The organism is Pantoea sp. ICBG 1758 (assembly GCF_002928325.1).
Classification (GTDB): Bacteria; Pseudomonadota; Gammaproteobacteria; order Enterobacterales; family Enterobacteriaceae; genus Pantoea; species Pantoea eucrina.
The window spans coordinates 317,609-337,798 of sequence record NZ_POWL01000001.1 but is presented as its reverse complement, the minus strand read 5'-3'; the positions used below and the strand labels follow the sequence as shown (position 1 = coordinate 337,798).

21 protein-coding genes are annotated in these 20,190 nt (G+C 59.9%); 11 read left to right on the top strand and 10 right to left on the bottom strand.

The features are described from left to right. The first annotated feature begins 410 nt into the window (after positions 1 to 410). On the top strand, positions 411 to 1,127 hold the full coding sequence (locus C1Y41_RS01720) for an ABC transporter ATP-binding protein (RefSeq protein WP_094112315.1): 717 nt from the start codon (positions 411 to 413) through the stop codon (positions 1,125 to 1,127). Between the two features lie 22 nt (positions 1,128 to 1,149). Here the strand turns inward: C1Y41_RS01720 and bioD are convergent, their stop codons facing one another. The 4 genes from bioD to bioB are packed head-to-tail and all read right to left on the bottom strand — an operon-like array spanning position 1,150 to position 4,734. Next, a complete protein-coding gene (bioD, locus tag C1Y41_RS01715; protein WP_071669003.1) occupies positions 1,150 to 1,818 on the bottom strand; it encodes a dethiobiotin synthase in 669 nt (222 codons plus the stop codon). Next, complete coding sequence (gene bioC / locus C1Y41_RS01710; protein ID WP_104084679.1) at positions 1,815 to 2,570, bottom strand: malonyl-ACP O-methyltransferase BioC; 756 nt, start codon at positions 2,568 to 2,570, stop codon at positions 1,815 to 1,817. Before bioC ends, bioD begins: the two co-directional genes overlap by 4 nt. Beyond that, positions 2,554 to 3,702 (bottom strand): 8-amino-7-oxononanoate synthase, encoded by a 1,149-nt coding sequence (bioF, locus tag C1Y41_RS01705; protein ID WP_104084678.1) that lies wholly within the window; start codon positions 3,700 to 3,702, stop codon positions 2,554 to 2,556. Before bioF ends, bioC begins: the two co-directional genes overlap by 17 nt. Next, positions 3,703 to 4,734 carry a biotin synthase BioB gene (bioB, locus tag C1Y41_RS01700; protein WP_071669001.1) on the bottom strand — a complete coding sequence of 344 codons (1,032 nt, stop codon included), beginning with the start codon at positions 4,732 to 4,734 and terminating at the stop codon, positions 3,703 to 3,705. Between the two features lie 85 nt (positions 4,735 to 4,819). Here bioB and bioA point away from each other — a divergent pair, with 85 nt between their 5' ends. Both bioA and C1Y41_RS01690 read left to right on the top strand, forming a co-directional pair. Further along, the gene (bioA, locus tag C1Y41_RS01695; RefSeq protein ID WP_104084677.1) at positions 4,820 to 6,112 is read left to right on the top strand and encodes an adenosylmethionine--8-amino-7-oxononanoate transaminase; all 1,293 of its coding nucleotides are present in this window, start codon (positions 4,820 to 4,822) and stop codon (positions 6,110 to 6,112) included. Between the two features lie 66 nt (positions 6,113 to 6,178). Beyond that, complete coding sequence (locus tag C1Y41_RS01690) at positions 6,179 to 6,655, top strand: kinase inhibitor (protein WP_065649814.1); 477 nt, start codon at positions 6,179 to 6,181, stop codon at positions 6,653 to 6,655. A gap of 69 nt (positions 6,656 to 6,724) precedes the next feature. Here the strand turns inward: C1Y41_RS01690 and pgl are convergent, their stop codons facing one another. Continuing rightward, positions 6,725 to 7,711: a 6-phosphogluconolactonase gene (gene pgl, locus C1Y41_RS01685; protein WP_039383299.1), complete on the bottom strand. Its 987-nt coding sequence runs from the start codon at positions 7,709 to 7,711 to the stop codon at positions 6,725 to 6,727. A 148-nt stretch (positions 7,712 to 7,859) separates the two neighbouring features. Between pgl and C1Y41_RS01680 the strand changes: the two genes are divergently transcribed. Continuing rightward, positions 7,860 to 8,678 carry a pyridoxal phosphatase gene (locus C1Y41_RS01680; RefSeq protein WP_104084676.1) on the top strand — a complete coding sequence of 273 codons (819 nt, stop codon included), beginning with the start codon at positions 7,860 to 7,862 and terminating at the stop codon, positions 8,676 to 8,678. A gap of 15 nt (positions 8,679 to 8,693) precedes the next feature. Here the strand turns inward: C1Y41_RS01680 and modC are convergent, their stop codons facing one another. The 4 genes from modC to C1Y41_RS01660 form a co-directional block, all read right to left on the bottom strand. After that, complete coding sequence (modC, locus tag C1Y41_RS01675) at positions 8,694 to 9,752, bottom strand: molybdenum ABC transporter ATP-binding protein ModC (RefSeq protein WP_039383294.1); 1,059 nt, start codon at positions 9,750 to 9,752, stop codon at positions 8,694 to 8,696. Continuing rightward, the gene (gene modB / locus C1Y41_RS01670) at positions 9,752 to 10,444 is read right to left on the bottom strand and encodes a molybdate ABC transporter permease subunit (protein WP_039383292.1); all 693 of its coding nucleotides are present in this window, start codon (positions 10,442 to 10,444) and stop codon (positions 9,752 to 9,754) included. The genes modC and modB overlap by 1 nt, the downstream gene beginning before the upstream one ends. Next, complete coding sequence (gene modA, locus C1Y41_RS01665) at positions 10,441 to 11,214, bottom strand: molybdate ABC transporter substrate-binding protein (RefSeq protein ID WP_039383290.1); 774 nt, start codon at positions 11,212 to 11,214, stop codon at positions 10,441 to 10,443. The genes modB and modA overlap by 4 nt, the downstream gene beginning before the upstream one ends. Positions 11,215 to 11,365: 151 nt before the next feature. After that, positions 11,366 to 11,524, bottom strand: a complete 159-nt coding sequence (locus C1Y41_RS01660; protein ID WP_039383289.1) for an AcrZ family multidrug efflux pump-associated protein — start codon at positions 11,522 to 11,524, stop codon at positions 11,366 to 11,368. 118 nt (positions 11,525 to 11,642) lie between these two features. Here C1Y41_RS01660 and modE point away from each other — a divergent pair, with 118 nt between their 5' ends. The 6 genes from modE (at position 11,643) to gpmA (ending at position 18,366) form a co-directional block, all read left to right on the top strand. Further along, a complete protein-coding gene (modE, locus tag C1Y41_RS01655; RefSeq protein WP_071668998.1) occupies positions 11,643 to 12,425 on the top strand; it encodes a molybdenum-dependent transcriptional regulator in 783 nt (260 codons plus the stop codon). A gap of 74 nt (positions 12,426 to 12,499) precedes the next feature. Next, positions 12,500 to 13,984 carry a molybdate ABC transporter ATP-binding protein ModF gene (gene modF, locus C1Y41_RS01650; protein ID WP_071668997.1) on the top strand — a complete coding sequence of 495 codons (1,485 nt, stop codon included), beginning with the start codon at positions 12,500 to 12,502 and terminating at the stop codon, positions 13,982 to 13,984. A gap of 258 nt (positions 13,985 to 14,242) precedes the next feature. Next, positions 14,243 to 15,286 carry a galactose-1-phosphate uridylyltransferase gene (gene galT, locus C1Y41_RS01645; protein WP_039383281.1) on the top strand — a complete coding sequence of 348 codons (1,044 nt, stop codon included), beginning with the start codon at positions 14,243 to 14,245 and terminating at the stop codon, positions 15,284 to 15,286. Further along, positions 15,287 to 16,435, top strand: a complete 1,149-nt coding sequence (galK, locus tag C1Y41_RS01640; protein WP_094112180.1) for a galactokinase — start codon at positions 15,287 to 15,289, stop codon at positions 16,433 to 16,435. Then, the gene (galM, locus tag C1Y41_RS01635; protein WP_104084675.1) at positions 16,429 to 17,463 is read left to right on the top strand and encodes a galactose-1-epimerase; all 1,035 of its coding nucleotides are present in this window, start codon (positions 16,429 to 16,431) and stop codon (positions 17,461 to 17,463) included. The genes galK and galM overlap by 7 nt, the downstream gene beginning before the upstream one ends. 150 nt (positions 17,464 to 17,613) lie before the next feature. Continuing rightward, complete coding sequence (gene gpmA, locus C1Y41_RS01630; RefSeq protein WP_104084674.1) at positions 17,614 to 18,366, top strand: 2,3-diphosphoglycerate-dependent phosphoglycerate mutase; 753 nt, start codon at positions 17,614 to 17,616, stop codon at positions 18,364 to 18,366. A 57-nt stretch (positions 18,367 to 18,423) separates the two neighbouring features. Here gpmA and aroG read toward each other — a convergent pair whose 3' ends face one another. Beyond that, positions 18,424 to 19,476, bottom strand: coding sequence for a 3-deoxy-7-phosphoheptulonate synthase AroG (gene aroG / locus C1Y41_RS01625; RefSeq protein ID WP_039383273.1), 1,053 nt, complete (start codon positions 19,474 to 19,476; stop codon positions 18,424 to 18,426). 295 nt (positions 19,477 to 19,771) lie between these two features. Here aroG and C1Y41_RS01620 point away from each other — a divergent pair, with 295 nt between their 5' ends. Continuing rightward, positions 19,772 to 20,125 (top strand): YbgS-like family protein, encoded by a 354-nt coding sequence (locus C1Y41_RS01620; protein ID WP_082032651.1) that lies wholly within the window; start codon positions 19,772 to 19,774, stop codon positions 20,123 to 20,125. The last annotated feature ends 65 nt before the right edge of the window (positions 20,126 to 20,190 follow it).

Sequence of the window (20,190 nt, the reverse complement as noted above, 5' to 3'; positions counted from 1 at the left end):
ATGATTATTTTTCCAGCAGGGCTGGCGCAATTAACTATTCTTTTTTGATTCCACAGCGCCGCCACGCCTGGGCTGCGCTGTTTTCCTGCGCTGGCCCGCTGCCTTATTAATGAACAGATGCACCAGAAAAGCTTAGTAATCAGCACCGTCAAAGTGCAGCAGCTTAATCACCCCTTTTCACAGTTAAGATTTCCTGATGTTTAAGGCGCGATGATGGACATTTATTAACGCCAGAAGTGCAGGATTGTCACTCTGGCCCGTTGCTTGCATCTTTTTAGCAGCGGCAGAACATTCAGGTTTAACAGGGATGCCCTGATGTCTGATACCACCGCGTTACTTAATCTGTCACTGCATGCCAGACGACACAGAGCGGGTGCATTCAGGCTAACTATCTGTAAGGAGAAGATCAGATGCTGAGTTTACGTTCGGTGAATCAGTTTTATGGCCAGAATCAGATTCTGTGGGATGTCGATCTTGATCTGCCTCCGGGATCCTGCACCGGCGTGCTGGGCAGTCCGGGGATGGGGAAAACCACGCTGGTAAACTGCATTATGGGCCATCTGCCGGTCAACAGCGGCTCTATCTGCTGGCAGGAGGCGGGCTATCCGCCGGAGAACCTGCTGCTGCAGCCCGCCGTGCAGCGGGCGCGGATGGGCATCGGATATGTGCCGCAAAAGCGCCATATCTTTACGCAGATGAGCGTTGAGGACAATCTGCTGATCGCCCTGCTGGCGGCTGAAGATGAGCGCAACCGCGCCATTCCGGAGATGGTGTTTGAGCTGTTTCCCGCGCTCTATTCACTGCGCCATCAGCGCAGCGGTGAGCTGCCGGTTAATCTGCAGCAGCAGCTGGCACTGGCGCGCGCGCTGGTACTGAAACCGCGCCTGCTGATCCTCGATGAGCCTTCCGGTACGATGTCGCCGTGGCTGGAGGAGGAGACGGGCAACCTGATCCGGCGGCTCAACCGGGAGTATGGCCTGACCATCCTGCTGCTGGAGCAGCACGTCTCGTTTATACGCCGCGTCGCCGACTACTTTCTGCTGCTGCACCGCGGACGTAATGTGGCGCAGGGGCGCGTTGCGCAGCTGGACGATCTTACCGTGAACAAATGGCTGACGCCGGCCTGATGTCTTAAGGGATGCTTATCGCTCAGGGCAGCGTCAGGTAGCGTCCGCAGGTCGCCTGCTCCGTCCCGGATGCCAGCCAGGGGATTTCGCCCAGAAACGGCGCGTCGATGCGCTGGCGCAGCGACGCAATATATTCACGATGCCGCTTGCCCGGCGGCTGAATATCGTTTGCGATCCAGCCTGCCAGTGGTAAGCCGGCTGCCTTGATCGCCGCAGCGGTCAGCATGGCGTGATTAATACAGCCCAGCTTTACGCCCACCACCAGGATCACCGGCAGCTGCTCTGCGATGACCCAGTCCGCATAGGTCTGCGTCTCAGAAAGCGGCGTAAACCAGCCGCCCGCCCCCTCAACCAGCAGCCATTCAGCCTGCGCTTCCACGCTGCGCAGACCCGCCGAGAGCTGTGCAAAGTCGATCGGCCTGCCCTCTTCTGCGCTCACGATATGCGGTGAGGTCGGTTCCATAAATGCCAGCGGGTTAACCTGCTCATAGCGCAGCGGCACGCTGCTGTAGCGCTGCAGCGCCAACGCATCGCTGTTGCGCACGCCCTCCGCCGTCATCTCACAGCCCGACGCTACCGGTTTATACCCTGCCGTACGCAGCCCGGCCGCGCTGGCCGCCTGCAGCAGCGCGCCGCTGGCAACTGTTTTTCCCACTTCGGTGTCGGTTCCGGTGATAAACCAGCGTTTCATTTTTGCAAAACTCCATACATCAGGTGATAAGTGAGGCGATAGCCCTGTTCATCCTGCGGCCAGTGCCGCTCAAGCTGCGCCAGCTGCTGACGCGTCAGTACGCTGTTGCTGCGTCCGCCGTGCAGGTGGGTCGCGCCAATTCCCTTCAGCGAGCGCATCGCACTCAGCGCATCCGGAAAGTGCAGCGTAACGATCTGCTGTGTGCTGCGCAGCGGCTGCGCCCGCGCGGCAGCGGTAACCTCACCCGCCTGAAGAAAGCGGTTGGCGTGACGACGGGAATCTATCGCTGCCCATGCGCGATCCACCTCCGGCAGCGATCCCGCCAGCAGCGTGGAAAAAAGCGCGGTGCCGCCGGGCCGCAGCACGCGATAAAATTGCTGCAGAGCCACGCTCAGATCGCTGCTCCACTGCACCGCCAGGTTGCTCCAGACGCCATCCACGCTGCCGTCAGCCAGCGGCAGCCGGTCGATATCGCCCTGCAGATAATGGTGTGCCGATCGCTGGGCGCGCGCGGCGTCCAGCATCGGCAAAGAGAGATCGAGCGCGGTTACCCGACGGTCGCGATCGCGCCAGTACCGGCTGTACCAGCCGGTGCCGCAGCCGGCATCGAGCAGGTGCGGACCAAATCCGGCTGGCGCACAGGCCAGCAGCGCATCGCCGCTCAGGCGCTGCAGCGCGGCGTGCTGCTCATAGTGTGGCGCGGCGCGTCCAAACGCCTGCGCCACCGCCTGCTTGTTAACCTGCAGCGTCATACAGCGCCTCCAGCAGCGCGTCGATATCTTCCGGCTCATGCGCCGCCGTAAGGGTAATGCGCAGCCGGGCCGTACCGGGCGGCACGGTAGGCGGGCGGATGGCGCTGACCCAGCATCCCGCCTGCGCCAGCCGCTGCGAGAGCGCCAGCGCGGCCGCGTTCTCCCCCACAATCAGCGGCTGAATGGCACTCTCTGAGGCGGGAAGGCTCCACGGCAGCTGCGCTGCGCCGGCGCGAAAGCGGCTGATATTGGCCCGCAGTCGTGCCCGCAGCGCATCGCCCTGCTGCACCTGCTGCAGCGCCGCCAGCAGCGCGCAGCACTGCGCCGGCGGCATGGCGGTAGAGTAAATAAGGTGGCGCGAGAACTGTTCAACGTAATCGGCGGTCGCATCATCGCACAGCAGCGCTGCGCCGCTGACGCCAAAGCCTTTGCCAAACGTCACCACCAGCAGCTCAGGTTTCACCTGCTGCTGCCAGCAGCTGCCGCGCCCCTGTTCACCGCTCACGCCAATGCCGTGCGCGTCATCGACCAGCAGCCAGCCGTCCGCAGCCCGGGTCGCCGCAGCAATCTCTGCCAGCGGTGCGCTGTCACCATCCATACTGAAAACGCCTTCGGTGACCACCAGCGTGGCGCCCGCCCCCGGCTGCGCCAGCAGCTTTTGCAGACTTGCCGGCTGATTATGCGCAAAACGCCGCAGCGTGGCCGGGCTGTGACTGGCAGCATCCAGCAGCGACGCGTGCGCCAGTTTGTCCGCCACGATGCGGTCCTGCTTCTGCGCCAGCAGATGAACAATCGCCTGGTTGGCGGCAAAGCCGGAGATAAACAGCAGCGCACGTGAATAGCCGAGCCAGCCTGCCAGCTGCTGCTCCAGCTCTGCGTGATAACGGCTATAGCCGGTCACATACGCGGACGCCCCTGCCCCGGCTCCCGCCTGCGCCGCACCCTGCTGCCAGGCCGCAATCACCGCCGGATGCTGGCTCAGCCCGAGATAGTCGTTACCGGAGAAGTGGCGATAGCGCTGACCGTCCAGCGTGATTTCCCGCACGCTGTTCTGCTCAACACAGCGCCGGTAGCGCCAGCCATCCGCGTCCCGGCGCGCCTGCAGCGCCCCGGTAATACGTTCAGCCCACATTTACACCGCCGCGTTGTAAAACTGCGGCGTGTCGGCCTCAGCCAGCTGCGCCTGCAGCTGATGCTGCTGTGCGTTATCCCCGCTCGCGGTTGTGGTATGTTCCGGATTCAGCCCCAGCTTGCGGAACAGGATCAGATCTTTATCCTCCTCCGGATTGGGCGTGGTCAGCAGTTTGCAGCCATAGAAAATAGAGTTAGCGCCCGCCATAAAACACATCGCCTGCGTCTGCTCGCTCATCTGCTCACGCCCCGCTGAGAGACGCACGTGCGAAGAGGGCATCATGATGCGCGCTACGGCGATAGTGCGGATAAAATCAAACGGCTCCACGTCAGCGTTATCCGCCATCGGCGTGCCTTTGACTTTTACCAGCATGTTGATCGGCACGCTCTCTGGCGGCACCGGCAGGTTTGCCAGCTGCACCAGCAGTCCGGCGCGATCCGTCACCGTTTCACCCAGACCGACAATGCCGCCGGAGCAGACCTTGATACCGGCCCCACGCACTTTATCCAGCGTATCGAGACGCTCCTGGTAGGTACGGGTCGTGATGACGCTGCCGTAAAATTCCGGTGAGGTATCCAGGTTATGGTTGTAGAAATCGAGTCCGGCCTCTGCCAGACGCTGCGCCTGGTTTTGTTCCAGCGTTCCCAGCGTCATGCAGGTTTCCATGCCGAGCGCTTTCACGCCCTGCACCATCTGCTCCAGATAAGGCATATCGCGTTCGTGCGGGTTTTTCCATGCGGCGCCCATGCAGAAACGGCTGGAGCCGGCCGCTTTAGCTTTACGCGCCGAGGCGAGCACCGCCTCCACCTCCATCAGCCGTTCTGACTCCAGTCCGGTTTTGTAGCGCGCGCTCTGCGGGCAATATTTACAATCTTCCGGGCAGGCGCCGGTTTTAATCGACAGCAGCGTGCTGACCTGTACCTGACGTGGGTCAAAATGCTGGCGATGCACCTGCTGCGCCTCAAACATCAGTTCCAGAAAAGGTTTATCAAACAGGGCCTGGGCCTGGGCCAGTGTCCAGCGGTTAGCCATTACATACTCCAAAAAGGGGTTCATCCCGACAATGATCGTGGTTATACTTGTAAACTAAATCTTTTCAAAATGGTTTACAAGACAGATGTTCACGCCTGACGACCTCGATTTTGACCGCCAGCATATCTGGCATCCCTACACCTCAATGCGCGACCCGCTGCCCTGTTATCCGGTGGTGGCCGCCCAGGGTTGCCAGCTGCAGCTGGCAGATGGACGCGAGCTGGTTGACGGTATGTCGTCATGGTGGGCGGCGATCCACGGCTACAATCATCCGCGTCTCAACCAGGCACTGCAGCAGCAGATGGCGCAGATGTCACACGTGATGTTCGGCGGTATTACCCATCCGGCAGCAGTCGCGCTGAGCCGTCAGCTGGTGGCGATGACGCCTGAAGCGCTGGAGTGCGTGTTTCTGGCTGACTCCGGATCCATTGCGGTGGAAGTCGCGATGAAAATGGCGCTACAGTACTGGCTGGGTCGCGGCGAGAGGCGCCAGACATTCCTGACGCTGAAGCGCGGCTATCACGGCGATACGTTTGCGGCGATGGCGGTATGCGATCCGGAAAACTCAATGCACAGCCTGTGGCGTGGCTATCTGCCGGAGCATCTGTTTGCCGCTGCGCCGCAGTGCGGTTTCACTGATACATGGGATGATGCCGATTTCAGCGACTTCGCCCGGCTGGCGGAGCAGCACCATCGCGACATTGCCGCGGTGATCCTCGAACCGATTGTGCAGGGTGCGGGCGGGATGCGCTTTTACCATCCGCGCTATCTGCAGCAGGTGCGGGCGCTGTGCGATCGCTACGGGCTGCTGCTGATAGCCGATGAGATCGCCACCGGCTTCGGCCGCAGCGGGAAACTGTTTGCCTGTGAACACGCGGGCGTGACGCCCGATATTTTATGCCTCGGCAAAGCGCTGACCGGCGGGATGATGACGCTCGCCGCCACGCTGACCACGCGCGAGGTGGCTGACACCATCAGCCGCAGCGCCGCTGGCTGCTTCATGCATGGCCCGACCTTTATGGGCAACCCGCTGGCGTGCGCAGTTGCCGCTGAAAGCCTGGCCATGGTGGCGGAAGGCGAGTGGCAGACGCAGGTCGCGGCGATTGAGCTGCAGCTGCAGCGGGAGCTGCTGCCGCTGCAGGCGCATCCCGCCGTGGCGCAGGCGCGCGTGCTGGGTGCCATTGGCGTTATCGAAACGCATCAGCCGGTGAATATGGCCGCGCTGCAGCAGTTCTTTGTTGAGCGCGGCGTCTGGATCCGCCCGTTTGGCCGGCTCATCTATCTGATGCCACCTTATCTGATTTCTGCGCAGGCGCTGAGCCAGCTCACCCGCGCCATTCGGGACGCGCTGGATCACACCGGCCATTTTCAGCCCTGACGCCGCTGGTATCTGCGGCGGTTTTGCACCATGATGGCCTTCCGCGATTAGCAAAAAGGAGGAGTTATGCGCCTGTTTAGTCAGGATTTTAACGACGGCGATAAGATGCCAGAGCGCCACGTGTTTAACGGCATGGGTTATCAGGGCGATAACCTGTCGCCCCATCTCGCCTGGGATGAGGTGCCGGAAGGCACTAAGAGCTTTGTTGTCACCTGCTACGATCCCGATGCGCCGACCGGCTCCGGCTGGTGGCACTGGGTGGTAGCCAATATTCCGGCTGAGGTCACGGTGTTGCCGCAGGGCGCCGGTTCCGGCGTGGCGGAGCTGCCTGAAAGCGCTATCCAGACCCGTACCGACTTCGGTCAGACCGGCTACGGCGGTGCCGCGCCGCCGCAGGGAGAATCACACCGCTACATTTTCAGCGTGCACGCGCTGGACGTGGAGACGCTGGATGTGGATGAAGGCGCCAGCGGCGCAATGGTCGGCTTTAACGTGCATTTCCATGCGCTTGCCAGCGCATCGGTTACGGTAAAATACGCCTGATCGCACCGGGCGCGCTTCGCTGCGCACCCTGATAAAGGTCGCCTCTGAGGGCGACCTTGCGTGACATCATCACGCCAGCGCGAGGATCGCTACCCACATCGGCCCCTGCCCGACCGCATAACGCGCCAGCGGCTGCAGCAGGCCACGCTCCGCAATCCGGTACACTTCAATATGATGCGATTTCTGTCCCGCAGCCACCAGGTAAGCGCCACGGCTATCGATATTAAAACCGCGCGGCTGCGTTTCCGTTGGCTGATGGCCCTCAATGGTCAGCGCATCGCCCGCTTCACTGACGCTGAACACGGTAATCGTGCTGCTGGTGCGATCGCAGGCGTAGAGCGACCGGCCATCCGGTGTGATATGAATATCTGCCGCCCAGCGTGTGCCGCTGAAATCAGCCGGCATCATATCCAGACTCTGTACGCACCTCATCTCGCCCTGCAGTGACCAGACATCCACCGTGCTGTTGAGTTCATTGACCACATAGCCATAAGCGCCGCCGGGATGAAACGCCATATGGCGCGGGCCTGCGCCTGCGGCAGTATTGACGTCTGCCTGCGCGTGCGGCGTCAGCGTGCCATCCTGATGCAGCTGAAAACGGCAGATGCGATCCTGCTTCAGCGCCGGCACCAGCAGCGTCTCGTTATCCAGGTCGATGTTGGCGGAGTGGCATCCCTCAAGGCCGTTGATCACCTGCGACGGGGCCTGCGGCAGTCCGTTCTCATCCAGCGGACTGATGCTGACGCAGGCGTCGTTATAGGAGCCGCAAAAGAGAAACCGGCCTTCGCGATCGGTGGAGATATGCGTCGGGCTGCCTGGCAGCGGCGCTTCACCCGCCAGCGTCAGCGTTCCGTCTGCGGCGATGCGGTAGGCGAGCACGCGAAAATCGGGACGTACGCCCACATAAAGAAAATCTTTTTTCGGGCTCACCACCATTGGCTGCACCTGACCGGCCACATCGGTAACCTGCAGTAGCGTCAGCGCGCCATCTTCCTGAAGCTGCCAGGCGTGGATCTGCTGGCTCTCGGGACTGGCGGTATACACGACTTGTTTCATGCGTTTTTCCTTATTCGCTGCCTGATGAAAGGGATAACTGTAGCCTGTTTCAGCCGGCTACGCTGGCGGGATTTTTGCCCGCTTTTTTGTCTCAGCGCGGCTGGCAGGTGTAGACTTGATGCCTGGTTATTCAAAGACGGAACCCGTAATGAGCTATCGCGTAATCGCCCTCGATCTGGATGGCACCCTGCTGACACCCAATAAAACTATTCTGCCTGAATCGCTGGAGGCGCTGGCCCGCGCGCAGCAGGCGGGCGTTAAAGTGCTGATCGTTACCGGTCGCCATCACTGCGCTATCCACCCTTTTTATCAGGCGCTGCAGCTTGATACACCCGCAATCTGCTGTAACGGTACCTATTTGTATGATTATCAGGCAAAAAAAGTGCTGGCCGCCGATCCGCTGGCGAAAAGTCAGGCTGCAAGGGTAATAGAGATGCTTGATGAGGAGAACATTCACGGTCTGCTGTACGTCGACGATGCCATGCTCTACCAGGAGCCGACCGGTCACGTCACCCGCACGCTGAACTGGGCGCAATCGCTGCCGGAAGCGCAGCGCCCGCTGTTCCTGCAGGTGCCCAGCCTGGCGCAGGCGGCGCAGGATGCTGAAGCGATCTGGAAGTTTGCCCTGTCACATCCGGATACCCGCGCATTACAGCAGTTTGCTGAACGCACCGAAGCGGAGCTGGGCCTGGCGTGTGAATGGTCATGGCACGATCAGGTTGATATCGCCCAGGCGGGTAACAGCAAAGGCAAATGCCTGGCGCAGTGGGTGGAGAGCCAGGGCTTCAGCATGCAGGAGGTGCTGGCGTTTGGCGATAACTATAACGACCTTAGCATGCTGGAGCAGGTGGGACTGGGCGTTGCAATGGGCAACGCCGATGATGCCATCAAAGCGCGCGCGGCCGAGGTGACCGGCACCAACCTTGAGCCGGGCATTGCAGAGATTATTCGCCGGGAAGTGCTGTGACGGCAGCCGCCTCCGTCAGGCAATAACTGAAACGCTTTTGAGCTGGACATAGAGCCACTGATCGACGCGAATGCCCAGCTCATCGCGTGCCCACGGCGTGATGCGTGCCCAGAGCTCGCTGCTGCCGATGCGGACCCTGACTTCGACCTGATCGTCAATATCCAGCAGCTCCATGACCTGCGCAGGCAGAATGTTACGCACGGAGGTATGCTGGGCTGGCTGCAGCGCCAGTGAGACATCGGCTGACGCGATGCGAATGCGCAGCGTGCTTTTTGCTGGCAGGTTAACGCGACTCACCCAGATATGCTGATCGCCCAGCAGCAGTGCGGTCATGGGATAGTAAGGATGCTGCTCCAGCACCTGCACGCGCAGCACGCTGGTGCGTTCGCTGACCGGCAGCCAGGGGCGCATTGCGCTGCTGCTCCAGACTTTCTCCAGCGGGCCTGCCGCTTTAACGCTGCCGTTATCCAGCACCAGCACGTTGTCCGCGAGCTGCACAATCTCATCCAGGCTGTGCGAAACGTAGAGCACCGGCACGGCAATCTGCTTTGTCAGCTGCTGCAGCCACGGCAGCAGCTCACGCTTGCGCGGCAGATCCAGTGACGCCAGGGGTTCATCCATCAGCAGCAGATCGGGCGCACTCAGCAGCGCCCGGCCAATCGCCACGCGCTGTTTTTCACCGCCTGAAAGCGTGGCCGGAAAGCGATCCAGCAGCGCATCCAGTCCCAGCAGCGTCACCAGCTGCGCAAACTGCGGCTTCATTGATGCGGCCATGCTGTACTGCAGATTGCCGCGCACCCGATAGTGCGGAAAGAGTCGCGCGTCCTGAAACACATAGCCGATACGCCGCTGCTCCGGCGGCAGATTGATGCCGCGCGCGCTGTCAAACAGCAGCCGCTCATTGATCTGTATGCGGCCCAGCTGCGGCTGGGTCAGGCCGCTGATAGCGTTGATCAGCGACGTTTTACCCGCGCCCGAGACGCCAAACACGGCGGTAATACCGTGCGCCGGCAGCGTCGTATCCAGCTCCAGCAAATGATCACCCAGCCGCTGGGAAAACTGCAGCGTCAGCATCAGGCGATCCCCCAGCGTTTGCGGCCCCAGCGCGCCAGTAATTCTGACGCCACCAGCGACAGCAGCGCCAGTGCGATAGCCACCGCACAGAGCCGCGCGGCGGTGCTTTCTGCACCCGGCGTTTCAATCAGGGAAAACATCGCGGAAGGAATGGTACGGGTTTCTCCGGGGATATTGGAGACAAAGGTGATCGTGGCGCCAAACTCCCCCAGCGAACGGGCAAACGCCAGCACGGTACCGGCAATAATGCCCGGCAGCGTCAGCGGCAGCGTAATAGTAAAGAAGACCCGCCAGCGCCCCGCTCCCAGCGTTCGCGCGGCCTGCTCCAGCCGGGTATCCACCGCCTCCAGCGCCAGCCGGATGGCGCGCACCATCAGCGGAAATGCCATCACCGCCGCCGCCAGCGCCGCACCGCGCCAGCTGAAGGCGAAGGTAAAGCCAAACCACTCCCAGAGCCAGGCACCGATCGCGCCGCGACGTCCCAGCGCCAGCAGCAGCAGATAGCCCACCACTACCGGCGGCAGCACCAGCGGCAGATGCACCAGGCTATCGAGCAGCGTTTTACCCGGAAAACGGCAGCGTGCCAGAATCCAGGCCATGAGAATGCCAAACGGCAGGCTGCACAGCACCGCCACGCAGGAAACTTTCAGGCTGAGCGCAACAGCCTGCCACTCGGGATCGCTCAGTATCATTTTTTCGGCGTAAATCCATACTGTTTAAAAATAGCTGCGGCCTCAGGTCCCTGCAGATAGTGCCAGAAGGCGCTGACCGCCGCGTTCTGATGCGCTTTGACTATGGCCATCGGATACTCCACCGGCGGATGAGAATCGGCGGGAAAACGCCCGGCTACAACAACCTCTTTACTCGCGACGGCGTCAGATCCATACACGATGCCATAGGGGGTTTCGTTACGCTCAACCAGCGCCAGCGCGGCGCGCACGTTGCTGGCTGGCGCAAGCTGTGACGCGAGCTGCTGCCAGGCGCCCAGCTTCTGCAGCGCTGCTTTGGCGTAAATCCCGGCGGGCACATGTGCCGGATCGCCCACCGCCAGACGCTGCCCCTGCAGCAGATTTTTCCAGTTGGTGGCGGCAGAGATGGTTACGGGTGCCGCGCCGGCAGCTTTAGGCGCGATCAGCACCAGATCGTTACCCAACAGCGTTACGCGCGTCTCCGCTTCAATACTCTGTTTTGCCGCCGCGTCATCCATCCACTGCTGATCGGCAGAGATAAAGAGATCGGCCGGCGCGCCCTGTTCAATCTGGCGTGCCAGCGTAGAGGAGGAGGCAAACGAGGAGACCACTTCGGTCCCACTCTGCTGCTGATAGCGGGTAGCGATCTCCTGCAGCGCATTGGTCAGTGATGCTGCAGCAAACACCGTAATTTTATCAGCCGCCACCGCCTGGCCCGCCAGCGAAAGGGTCAGCGTAGCCGTAGCCAGCCAGTAAGAAGATTTGTTCAGCATGTCAGACTCCCTGTTTCGTTGTATACCAAATGATACAACGCCTGGGCAGATGCCGCTATGCGCAGCATGCGGATAAATATTATCAGAGTGGGTATCGGCAGGAGCGGGCGGAAATTGATAAAAAAACGCCCGCAGCGTGCGGGCGGGTCAATCAGTGCTGTGAGCTTTTCGCCGGGCGGTCATTGCGGCGGCCAAATTTGGAGATAATGTTAAACACCTCTCCGAGGCCGTAAATCAGACCCAGCATAATCGCCATCACAATCGGCACCATGATGACCGCGACGGCCAGGCTTTTTATCAGTTCCAGCATGGAAACCTCACGCAGAATTTAAAAAAGTGATTGTAGCGGCAGCGGAAAAAAAGGCACTGCCCTTTTCGTGCTTTTACTTTACGCCGTACACTACCCGCTTCCGACTAAAGGAGCTGACATGCAAGCCGATCTCTCACTTCATATTCGTCTTCAGCAGAAACTGTTTGCCGATCCGCGCCGTATTGAACTGCTGCGGCGGGTTGCTGAGACGGGGTCAATCAGTCAGGGTGCCCGGCTGGCGGGCATCAGTTATAAAAGCGCCTGGGACGCCATCAACGAGATGAACCAGCTGGCGGATGAGACGCTGGTTGAGCGGGCTACCGGCGGCAAAGGCGGCGGCGGCGCCCGTCTGACGCGCTATGGCACACGACTGATCCAGCTGTTCGATCTGCTGGCGCAGATCCAGCAGAAAGCGTTTGATGCCCTGCAGCAGGATAACCTGCCGCTCGACAGCCTGCTGGCTGCGATTGCGCGCTTCTCGCTGCAGACCAGCGCGCGTAATCAGCTGTTTGCCACCGTGCGCAGCCGTGATAACCGGCCGGTACAGCAGCATATTGAGGTGGTATTGGCCGATGGCGTGACCCCGGTTAACGTGGCGCTGACCGCGCGCAGCGCGCAGCGGCTGCAGCTGGTACCCGGAAAAGAGGTGCTGGTGCTGATTAAAGCGCCGTGGATCCGGCTCGGTGACGAAGGAGAACCCGGCGATAACGCCCTCTCTGCTCAGGTCAGCGCCATTGAAGAGGGAGAAGAGATGAGCGAAGTGCTGCTGACGCTGAGCGGTGGTGAAACGCTGTGCGCTACCCTGAGCGCAGCGCAGCTGGCGCAACAGCCGCTGCGGCCAGGCGACGCAGTCACCGCCTGCTTTAGCGCTGAACAGGCGATTATTGCCACGCTAATCTGACGCCTCTGCCCTGATTGACTTCCGTAGCAGCGGCCGTTACAACAGTAACAACGATGCACAAACCGGAATACATCATGTCTTTATTGCAGATTTCGCAAGGCACATTTCATCTTAGTCACCATCGCGCGCTCAGCATTAACGCGCTGACCGTTCAGCGCGGTGAGAGCTGGGCCTTTGTTGGCGCTAACGGCAGCGGTAAATCTGCCCTGGCCCGGGTGCTGGCAGGTGAACTTAACGCGGGAAAAGGCCACTTCAGCAGCGATTTTCGCCGGCCGATCCGCCTCTCATTTGAGCAGCTGCAGCAGCTGGTGAGTGAGGAGTGGGAGCGCAATAACACCGATATGCTCAGCGAAGGGGAAGAGGATACCGGCCGCACCGCTGCAGAGATCGTCCAGGCGGACGTCAGCGATGAAGCCCGCTGCCGCGCGCTGGCGCAGCAGTTTGGTATCCAGGATTTGCTGGATCGCCGCTTCAAATATCTCTCTACCGGTGAAACCCGCAAAACTCTGCTTTGTCAGGCGCTGATGGCAGAGCCGGATCTGCTGATCCTTGATGAGCCGTTTGACGGGCTGGACGTCGCGTCGCGCGCCAGCCTCACCGCGCTGCTGCAGCAGCTGCATACGCAGGGCTATACGCTGGTGCTGGTGCTGAACCGGTTTGAAGATATCCCCGATTTCATTCAGCAGGCGGGCGTGCTGGCAGAGTGCACCCTGACCCACGCCGGTGACCGCAGGACGCTGCTGGCGGAAGCGCTGGTGGCCCAGCTGGCGCACAGCGAACGATTGCAGGGCATGGCGCTGCCGGAGGCAGATCGCCCCGATCTGCTGCCGGCGCTGGCCGTTGACACGCCACGCGTAATACTGCGTCATGGCAGGGTCGCCTATGATGATTGTCCTATCATCGATAACCTCAGCTGGCAGGTTAACGCCGGCGAACACTGGCAGATTACCGGGCCAAACGGCGCCGGCAAATCCACCCTGCTTAGCCTGGTGACCGGCGATCATCCGCAGGGCTACAGCAACGACTTAACGCTGTTTGGCATCCGGCGCGGCAGCGGCGAAACCATCTGGGATATTAAGCAGCATATCGGCTACGTCAGCAGCAGCCTGCACCTTGACTACCGGGTAAGCTGCAGCGTGCGCACCGTGGTGCTCTCCGGCTTTTTTGACTCGATTGGCCTTTACCAGGCCGTTTCAGAGCGGCAGAAAGCGCTGGCGCGTCAGTGGCTGGCGCTGCTCGGCATGGATAACGCGCTGGCAGATGCCCCTTTTCACAGCCTCTCCTGGGGTCAGCAGCGGCTGGTGCTGATTGCGCGCGCGCTGGTTAAGCATCCCGCCCTGCTGATTCTGGATGAGCCGCTGCAGGGGCTGGACCCGATTAACCGTCAGCTGGTACGCCGCTTTACGGATGTGCTGATTGGTGAAGGCCGCACCCAGCTGCTGTTCGTCTCGCACCACGCTGAAGATGCGCCGCGCTGTATTACCCATCGCCTCAGCTTTGTCAAAACCCCGCAGGGTTACTGTTATCAGCAGGAGGCGTTGCGCACGCCGCAGCCCTGACCGCGTTCTGCCCCGCTTACTCTGCCTTGCCGATCGCCTGCTCCGTCAGGCAGGCGACCGGTGCCTCACCTGCTAATGTAATCGCTACCACTAATCTGTGCTAAATTTGAATCCATCTGTTTCACAGACCGCAAAATTAAGAATAAGCGACTTGTGTAAACGATACCATTTATCCAGACTTGATCACGCTTTTGCCTGCGGGCATATGCTAGTTTGAGCGCAGAAAACGTTTACTGTTTGCCGTTACCAGGACAAGTTATGCAAAAATTTAATCCGGTGGATCATCCGCATCGCCGCTATAACCCGTTAACCGATCAGTGGGTCCTGGTGTCACCGCACCGGGCGAAACGCCCGTGGCAGGGCGCGCAGGAGACGCCAGCGCGTGAGACGCTGCCGGCGCACGATCCCGACTGCTTCCTGTGCGCGGGCAATACCCGTATCACCGGTGATAAAAACCCTGATTACACCAACACCTATGTTTTCACTAACGACTTTGCTGCGCTGATGGAGGAGACCCCGGATGCACCGCAGAGCGACGACCTGCTAATGCGCTGTGAAAGCGCCCGCGGCACCAGCCGGGTGATCTGCTTTTCGCCCGATCACAGCAAAACGCTGCCGGAGCTGTCGCTGAGCAACCTCGAAGCCATTGTTGCGACCTGGCAGCAGCAGAGCGCTGAGCTGGGACAGCACTATCCGTGGGTGCAGGTGTTTGAGAACAAAGGCGCGGCCATGGGCTGCTCCAATCCGCATCCGCACGGTCAGATCTGGGCTAACAGCTTTCTGCCTAATGAAGCGCAGAAAGAGGATGATAACCAGCGCCGTTACTATGCCGAAAAAGGCACGCCGCTGCTGCTGGATTACGCGGCACGCGAGCAGCAGGACGGCAGCCGTACCGTCGTGGAGACGGCACACTGGATCGCCGTAGTACCGTGGTGGGCCGCCTGGCCGTTTGAAACCCTGCTGCTGCCAAAAACGCACGTAAAACGCCTGACCGAACTCAGCGCAGAGCAGAGCAGCGACCTGGCGCGCGCGCTTAAGCTGCTGACCAGCCGCTATGACAATCTGTTCCAGTGCTCATTCCCCTATTCGATGGGCTGGCACGGCGCGCCGTTTACCGAAGAGGCCGGCGATCACTGGCAGCTGCATGCGCACTTCTATCCACCGCTGCTGCGCTCGGCAACGGTGCGTAAATTTATGGTCGGCTATGAGATGCTGGCTGAAACCCAACGTGATTTAACGGCGGAGCAGGCAGCAGAACGTCTGCGCTCTGTCAGCGATATCCATTTTCGTGAGGCGCAATAAATGTCTTTGAAATCGACTACCCGGCAGCTGTTCGCTGACACCTTTGGTTATGCTGCCACCCATACCATTCAGGCGCCGGGCCGCGTCAATCTGATTGGTGAACACACCGATTACAACGACGGCTTTGTGCTGCCGTGCGCTATCGATTATCAGACGGTAATCGCCTGCGCACGCCGCGACGATCGCCAGGTCCGGGTGATCGCCATGGATTATGACAACCAGCAGGATAGCTTCTCGCTGGATGCGCCGATCGAACCGGTAAAAGAGCCGATGTGGGCCAACTATGTGCGCGGCGTGGTGAAACACCTGCAGCAGCGTGACGCCGGCACCGGCGGCGTGGATATGGTGATCAGCGGCAACGTGCCGCAGGGCGCCGGCCTCAGCTCCTCTGCGTCACTGGAAGTGGCCGTCGGCACGGTATTCCGTGAACTCTGGCAGCTGGATCTCGATGGCGCGGCGATTGCGGTCAACGGCCAGGAGGCGGAGAACCAGTTTGTTGGCTGTAACTGCGGCATTATGGATCAGCTGATTTCAGCACTCGGCAAACAGGATCACGCCATGCTGCTCGACTGCCGCACCCTGGCGACCCGTGCGGTGCCGATGCCGGACAACGTAGCCGTGGTTATTATCAACAGCAATTTCCGCCGCTCGCTGGTAGGCAGTGAATATAATACCCGCCGCGAGCAGTGTGAGACCGGCGCGCGCTTCTTTAACAAACCGGCGCTGCGCGACGTCACGCTGGAGGAGTTTGAAGCACGCGAGCATGAGCTGGATAAGCTGGTGGCGAAGCGCGTGCGTCATGTTATTACCGAAAACGCCCGGACGCTGGAAGCGGCCGACGCGCTGAGTCAGGGCGATCTTGAACGCATGGGCGAGCTGATGGCGGCTTCACACGCCTCTATGCGCGACGATTTTGAGATCACCGTGCCGGCAATCGATCAGCTGGTGGCGATTGTTAAACAGGAAGTGGGTCCGCACGGCGGCGTGCGCATGACCGGCGGCGGCTTTGGCGGCTGCATCGTGGCGCTGATGCCGGCAGAGCGGGTAGATCAGGTCAGAGCGGCCGTGGCGGAAAAATATGAAGCGCAGACCGGTATCAAAGAGACCTTCTACGTCTGCAAGGCCTCAGAGGGAGCGGGTCAATGGTAAGCGACGTCAACTCCCATGCGCCAGACGGACAGCCGTGGCGCATCACGGTTCTGCGCAACCGTCACGGCATGGTGGCCACCTTTATGGACTGGGGTGCCACCTGGCTTTCGGCGCGCGTGCCGATGCAGGATGGCAGCGTGCGTGAAGCGCTGCTGGGCTGCGCCACGCCGTCAGATTATCTGCATCAGGACGCCTATCTCGGCGCCACGATTGGCCGCTACGCCAACCGCATCGCGCAGGCTGAGCTAAAGACGCTTAATCTGAAGCTGGCTGCCAATCAGGGGCCGCATCAGCTGCACGGCGGGCCGGAAGGGTTTGACAAACGCCGCTGGCAGATTGTCAGCCAGAGCGACAGCAGCGTGCACTACCGGCTCGACTCGCCGGATGGCGATCAGGGCTATCCGGGTAATCTTATCGCCTCCGTGACCTATGAACTCACGGAGGATAATACGCTGGCGATCCGCTATCAGGCGGAGACCGATCGCGCCTGCCCGGTTAACCTGACAAATCACGCCTACTTTAACCTTGATGCGCATCATGGCGACGCCCGCCAGCATCGGTTACAACTGCAGGCAGATCGTTACCTGCCGGTAGACAGCGCGGGCATCCCCGCTGCGCCGCTGAAAGCCGTTGCGGCGACCAGCTTCGACTTCCGCCAGCCTAAGCGCGTGGCGGACGAGTTTCTGGCTGATGCCGATCAGCAGGCGGTCAAAGGCTACGATCACGCGTTTTTACTGAACGCGGCAGGCGACATTACGCAGTGTGCCGCCGGGCTATGGTCCGCTGACGGCGCGCTGCAGCTCAGCGTGTTTACCACGGCACCTGCGCTGCAGTTCTATACCGGCAACTACCTGGCGGGAACGCGCGCCCGCGAGCAGGAGAGCTATACTGCTTTCCAGGGCATTGCGCTGGAGAGTGAATTTTTACCCGATTCGCCTAACCATAGCGAGTGGCCGCAGCCCGATTGCTGGCTGCAACCCGGTGACATCTGGCGCTCAGAGACGCGGTATCGCTTTACGGCACACTGAGACGACGGCTGAAAAACGCGCACTGCGTATGCGACAGACTTACGCCGTGCGCCGTTTTCCGTTATGGTATGGCGCTATCAGTGTGCCGCCGCTTCAGGCGGCCGCAGCCGGGTTCATTACTAATCTACTTAAGCATTAAGGAGTAAAGCTATGGCCGTAACTAAGCTGGTTCTGGTCCGCCACGGCGAAAGCCAGTGGAATCAGGAAAACCGCTTCACCGGATGGTATGATGTGGATCTCTCTGACAAAGGTCGTACCGAAGCGAAAGCGGCGGGTCAGCTGCTGAAGAAAGAGGGCTTCGTGTTCGATTTCGCCTATACCTCCGTGCTGAAACGTGCCATCCACACTCTGTGGAACGTGCTGGATGAACTGGATCAGGCCTGGCTGCCGGTAGAAAAAACCTGGCGTCTGAATGAGCGTCACTACGGTGCGCTGCAGGGTCTGGATAAAGCAGAAACCGCGGCTAAATATGGTGATGACCAGGTTAAGCAGTGGCGTCGTGGTTTTGCCATTACTCCGCCAGAACTGGATCGCAGCGATGAGCGTTTCCCCGGCCATGATGCACGTTATAAATCACTGACCGATGCACAGCTGCCAACGACCGAAAGCCTGGCGCTGACCATTGATCGCGTCATCCCTTACTGGAACGAGACCATTCTGCCGCGCATCAAAAGCGGTGAGAAAGTTATCATCGCCGCACACGGTAACTCGCTGCGCGCACTGGTAAAATATCTCGATAACATGAGCGAAGATGAGATCCTCGAACTGAACATCCCGACCGGCGTGCCGCTGGTGTATGAGTTCGATGAAAACTTCAAGCCAATCAAACACTACTATCTGGGTGATGCCGATGAGATCGCAGCGAAAGCCGCGGCCGTGGCAAACCAGGGTAAAGCGAAGTAAACCTCCGCAGTAAACCTGAAGGCCAGACGTTTGTCTGGCCTTTTTTATGACTTACTTTCAGCCGCGACGGGTACGGATCGCCTGCGCCAGCTGACGCAGCGCTGTTTCCGTATCTTCCCAGCCAATACAGGCATCGGTTACGCTCTGGCCGTACACCAGCGGCTTCCCGCTCTCCAGGCTCTGATTGCCTTCAACCAGATGGCTCTCAATCATCACGCCGGTAATCGCCTGCTCGCCGCCGGCAATCTGCTGTGCCACATCTTCCGCCACAACCATCTGCCGCTGGAACTGCTTGCTGCTGTTGGCATGGCTGAAATCGATCATCACCTGCGGACGCAGGCCCGCTTTTTCCAGCCCGCTCTTCACTGCCGCAACGTGCTCAGCGCTGTAGTTTGGCTCTCTGCCGCCGCGCAGGATGATGTGGCAATCTTCATTGCCGCGCGTCTCAACGATAGCCGAGTGCCCATATTTGGTTACTGACAGGAAGCAGTGCGGCGCGCTGGCCGCGCCAATGGCGTCAATAGCGACTTTGATCGTGCCGTCGGTGCCATTTTTGAACCCTACCGGACAGGAGAGACCGGAAGAGAGTTCGCGATGCACCTGCGATTCGGTGGTGCGTGCACCGATGGCGCCCCAGCTCATCAGATCGGCCATATATTGCGGCGTGATCATATCCAGAAACTCGCCGGCAGCCGGCAGACCGGTGTCGTTGATATCCACCAGCAGCTTACGCGCCAGACGCAGTCCTTCATTAATCTGAAAGCTGCCATCCATGTGGGGATCGTTAATCAGCCCTTTCCAGCCCACCGTGGTGCGCGGCTTTTCAAAATAGACGCGCATCACCACTTCCAGCTCGCCGCTCAGCTCATCGCGCAGCGTCAGCAGGCGTGCAGCGTACTCTTTCGCCGCTGCCGTGTCGTGGATTGAGCAGGGACCGATCACCACCAGCAGGCGATCGTCCTCGCCATGCAAAATGCGGTGAATGGCCTGACGCGCCTGCGATACGGTCGCCGCCGCGCGCTCCGTTGCCGGATATTTCTCCAGCAGCGCTACCGGGGGAAGTAACTCTTTGATCTCTTTAATGCGTAAATCGTCGTTCTGGTAATCCATACTTATTCCATTCAGATTTTCGCCCTGCGTGCGCCGGACGTAACCCCTTCAATCTATCCCTTCAGCCGGCATGAGTAAATTAAGAGCGTTATGAAAATGCTTTTGTCTCATTTGCATTTATAGAGCCATAGACTAAGCTTTTAAACGTAAGCACTGAGGAACGAGTCGCTTACACTATATATTTTTACGCCGAACACTCCTGACGAAATTTAATTTCGTTACGGCCCGCTTTTTTCGTCACACAGCACCCGTGGGTGTCAAACGGCAACTATCCATTTATTACAGGAGCATAATGATGAATAAGTTTGCAATTGTTTTTCTGACGGCAGCAATGACTCTGGGTAGCGGTGCAGCGATGGCTGCAAACAACAATGGACAGGCCAACGCATCAGCTGAAGCGGGTGCGGCAGCGGGCGGCGCAAAACAGAATCTGCCTCCGCACAATGTTGATAATAGCGATATCAACACCGGCAACACCAATACCAACGGCGCAGCAATGTCAGGCACTGAGTCAGGCGATATGTCTGCCAAAGAGGTGCACAAAAACACCATGTGTAAAGATGGCCGCTGCCCGGACATGAACAAAAAAGTCGAAACCAAATCGGGTAGCGACAACGTGAATACCAAAACCGACGGCACAACTCAGTAAGAGATGTCTCTGCGGTAATCAGGGCGAGCGCAGGCTCGCCCTTTATTTTTGCCGGCCCCGCTTTT

Excerpts from the sequence above, each read along its gene's own strand:
- C1Y41_RS01720 (WP_094112315.1), top strand. The coding sequence starts at position 411 with ATGCTGAGTTTACGTTCGGTGAATCAGTTTTATGGCCAGAATCAGATT.
- bioD (WP_071669003.1), bottom strand. The coding sequence starts at position 1,818 with ATGAAACGCTGGTTTATCACCGGAACCGACACCGAAGTGGGAAAAACA.
- bioC (WP_104084679.1), bottom strand. The coding sequence starts at position 2,570 with ATGACGCTGCAGGTTAACAAGCAGGCGGTGGCGCAGGCGTTTGGACGC.
- bioF (WP_104084678.1), bottom strand. The coding sequence starts at position 3,702 with ATGTGGGCTGAACGTATTACCGGGGCGCTGCAGGCGCGCCGGGACGCG.
- bioB (WP_071669001.1), bottom strand. The coding sequence starts at position 4,734 with ATGGCTAACCGCTGGACACTGGCCCAGGCCCAGGCCCTGTTTGATAAA.
- bioA (WP_104084677.1), top strand. The coding sequence starts at position 4,820 with ATGTTCACGCCTGACGACCTCGATTTTGACCGCCAGCATATCTGGCAT.
- C1Y41_RS01690 (WP_065649814.1), top strand. The coding sequence starts at position 6,179 with ATGCGCCTGTTTAGTCAGGATTTTAACGACGGCGATAAGATGCCAGAG.
- pgl (WP_039383299.1), bottom strand. The coding sequence starts at position 7,711 with ATGAAACAAGTCGTGTATACCGCCAGTCCCGAGAGCCAGCAGATCCAC.
- C1Y41_RS01680 (WP_104084676.1), top strand. The coding sequence starts at position 7,860 with ATGAGCTATCGCGTAATCGCCCTCGATCTGGATGGCACCCTGCTGACA.
- modC (WP_039383294.1), bottom strand. The coding sequence starts at position 9,752 with ATGCTGACGCTGCAGTTTTCCCAGCGGCTGGGTGATCATTTGCTGGAG.
- modB (WP_039383292.1), bottom strand. The coding sequence starts at position 10,444 with ATGATACTGAGCGATCCCGAGTGGCAGGCTGTTGCGCTCAGCCTGAAA.
- modA (WP_039383290.1), bottom strand. The coding sequence starts at position 11,214 with ATGCTGAACAAATCTTCTTACTGGCTGGCTACGGCTACGCTGACCCTT.
- C1Y41_RS01660 (WP_039383289.1), bottom strand. The coding sequence starts at position 11,524 with ATGCTGGAACTGATAAAAAGCCTGGCCGTCGCGGTCATCATGGTGCCG.
- modE (WP_071668998.1), top strand. The coding sequence starts at position 11,643 with ATGCAAGCCGATCTCTCACTTCATATTCGTCTTCAGCAGAAACTGTTT.
- modF (WP_071668997.1), top strand. The coding sequence starts at position 12,500 with ATGTCTTTATTGCAGATTTCGCAAGGCACATTTCATCTTAGTCACCAT.
- galT (WP_039383281.1), top strand. The coding sequence starts at position 14,243 with ATGCAAAAATTTAATCCGGTGGATCATCCGCATCGCCGCTATAACCCG.
- galK (WP_094112180.1), top strand. The coding sequence starts at position 15,287 with ATGTCTTTGAAATCGACTACCCGGCAGCTGTTCGCTGACACCTTTGGT.
- galM (WP_104084675.1), top strand. The coding sequence starts at position 16,429 with ATGGTAAGCGACGTCAACTCCCATGCGCCAGACGGACAGCCGTGGCGC.
- gpmA (WP_104084674.1), top strand. The coding sequence starts at position 17,614 with ATGGCCGTAACTAAGCTGGTTCTGGTCCGCCACGGCGAAAGCCAGTGG.
- aroG (WP_039383273.1), bottom strand. The coding sequence starts at position 19,476 with ATGGATTACCAGAACGACGATTTACGCATTAAAGAGATCAAAGAGTTA.
- C1Y41_RS01620 (WP_082032651.1), top strand. The coding sequence starts at position 19,772 with ATGAATAAGTTTGCAATTGTTTTTCTGACGGCAGCAATGACTCTGGGT.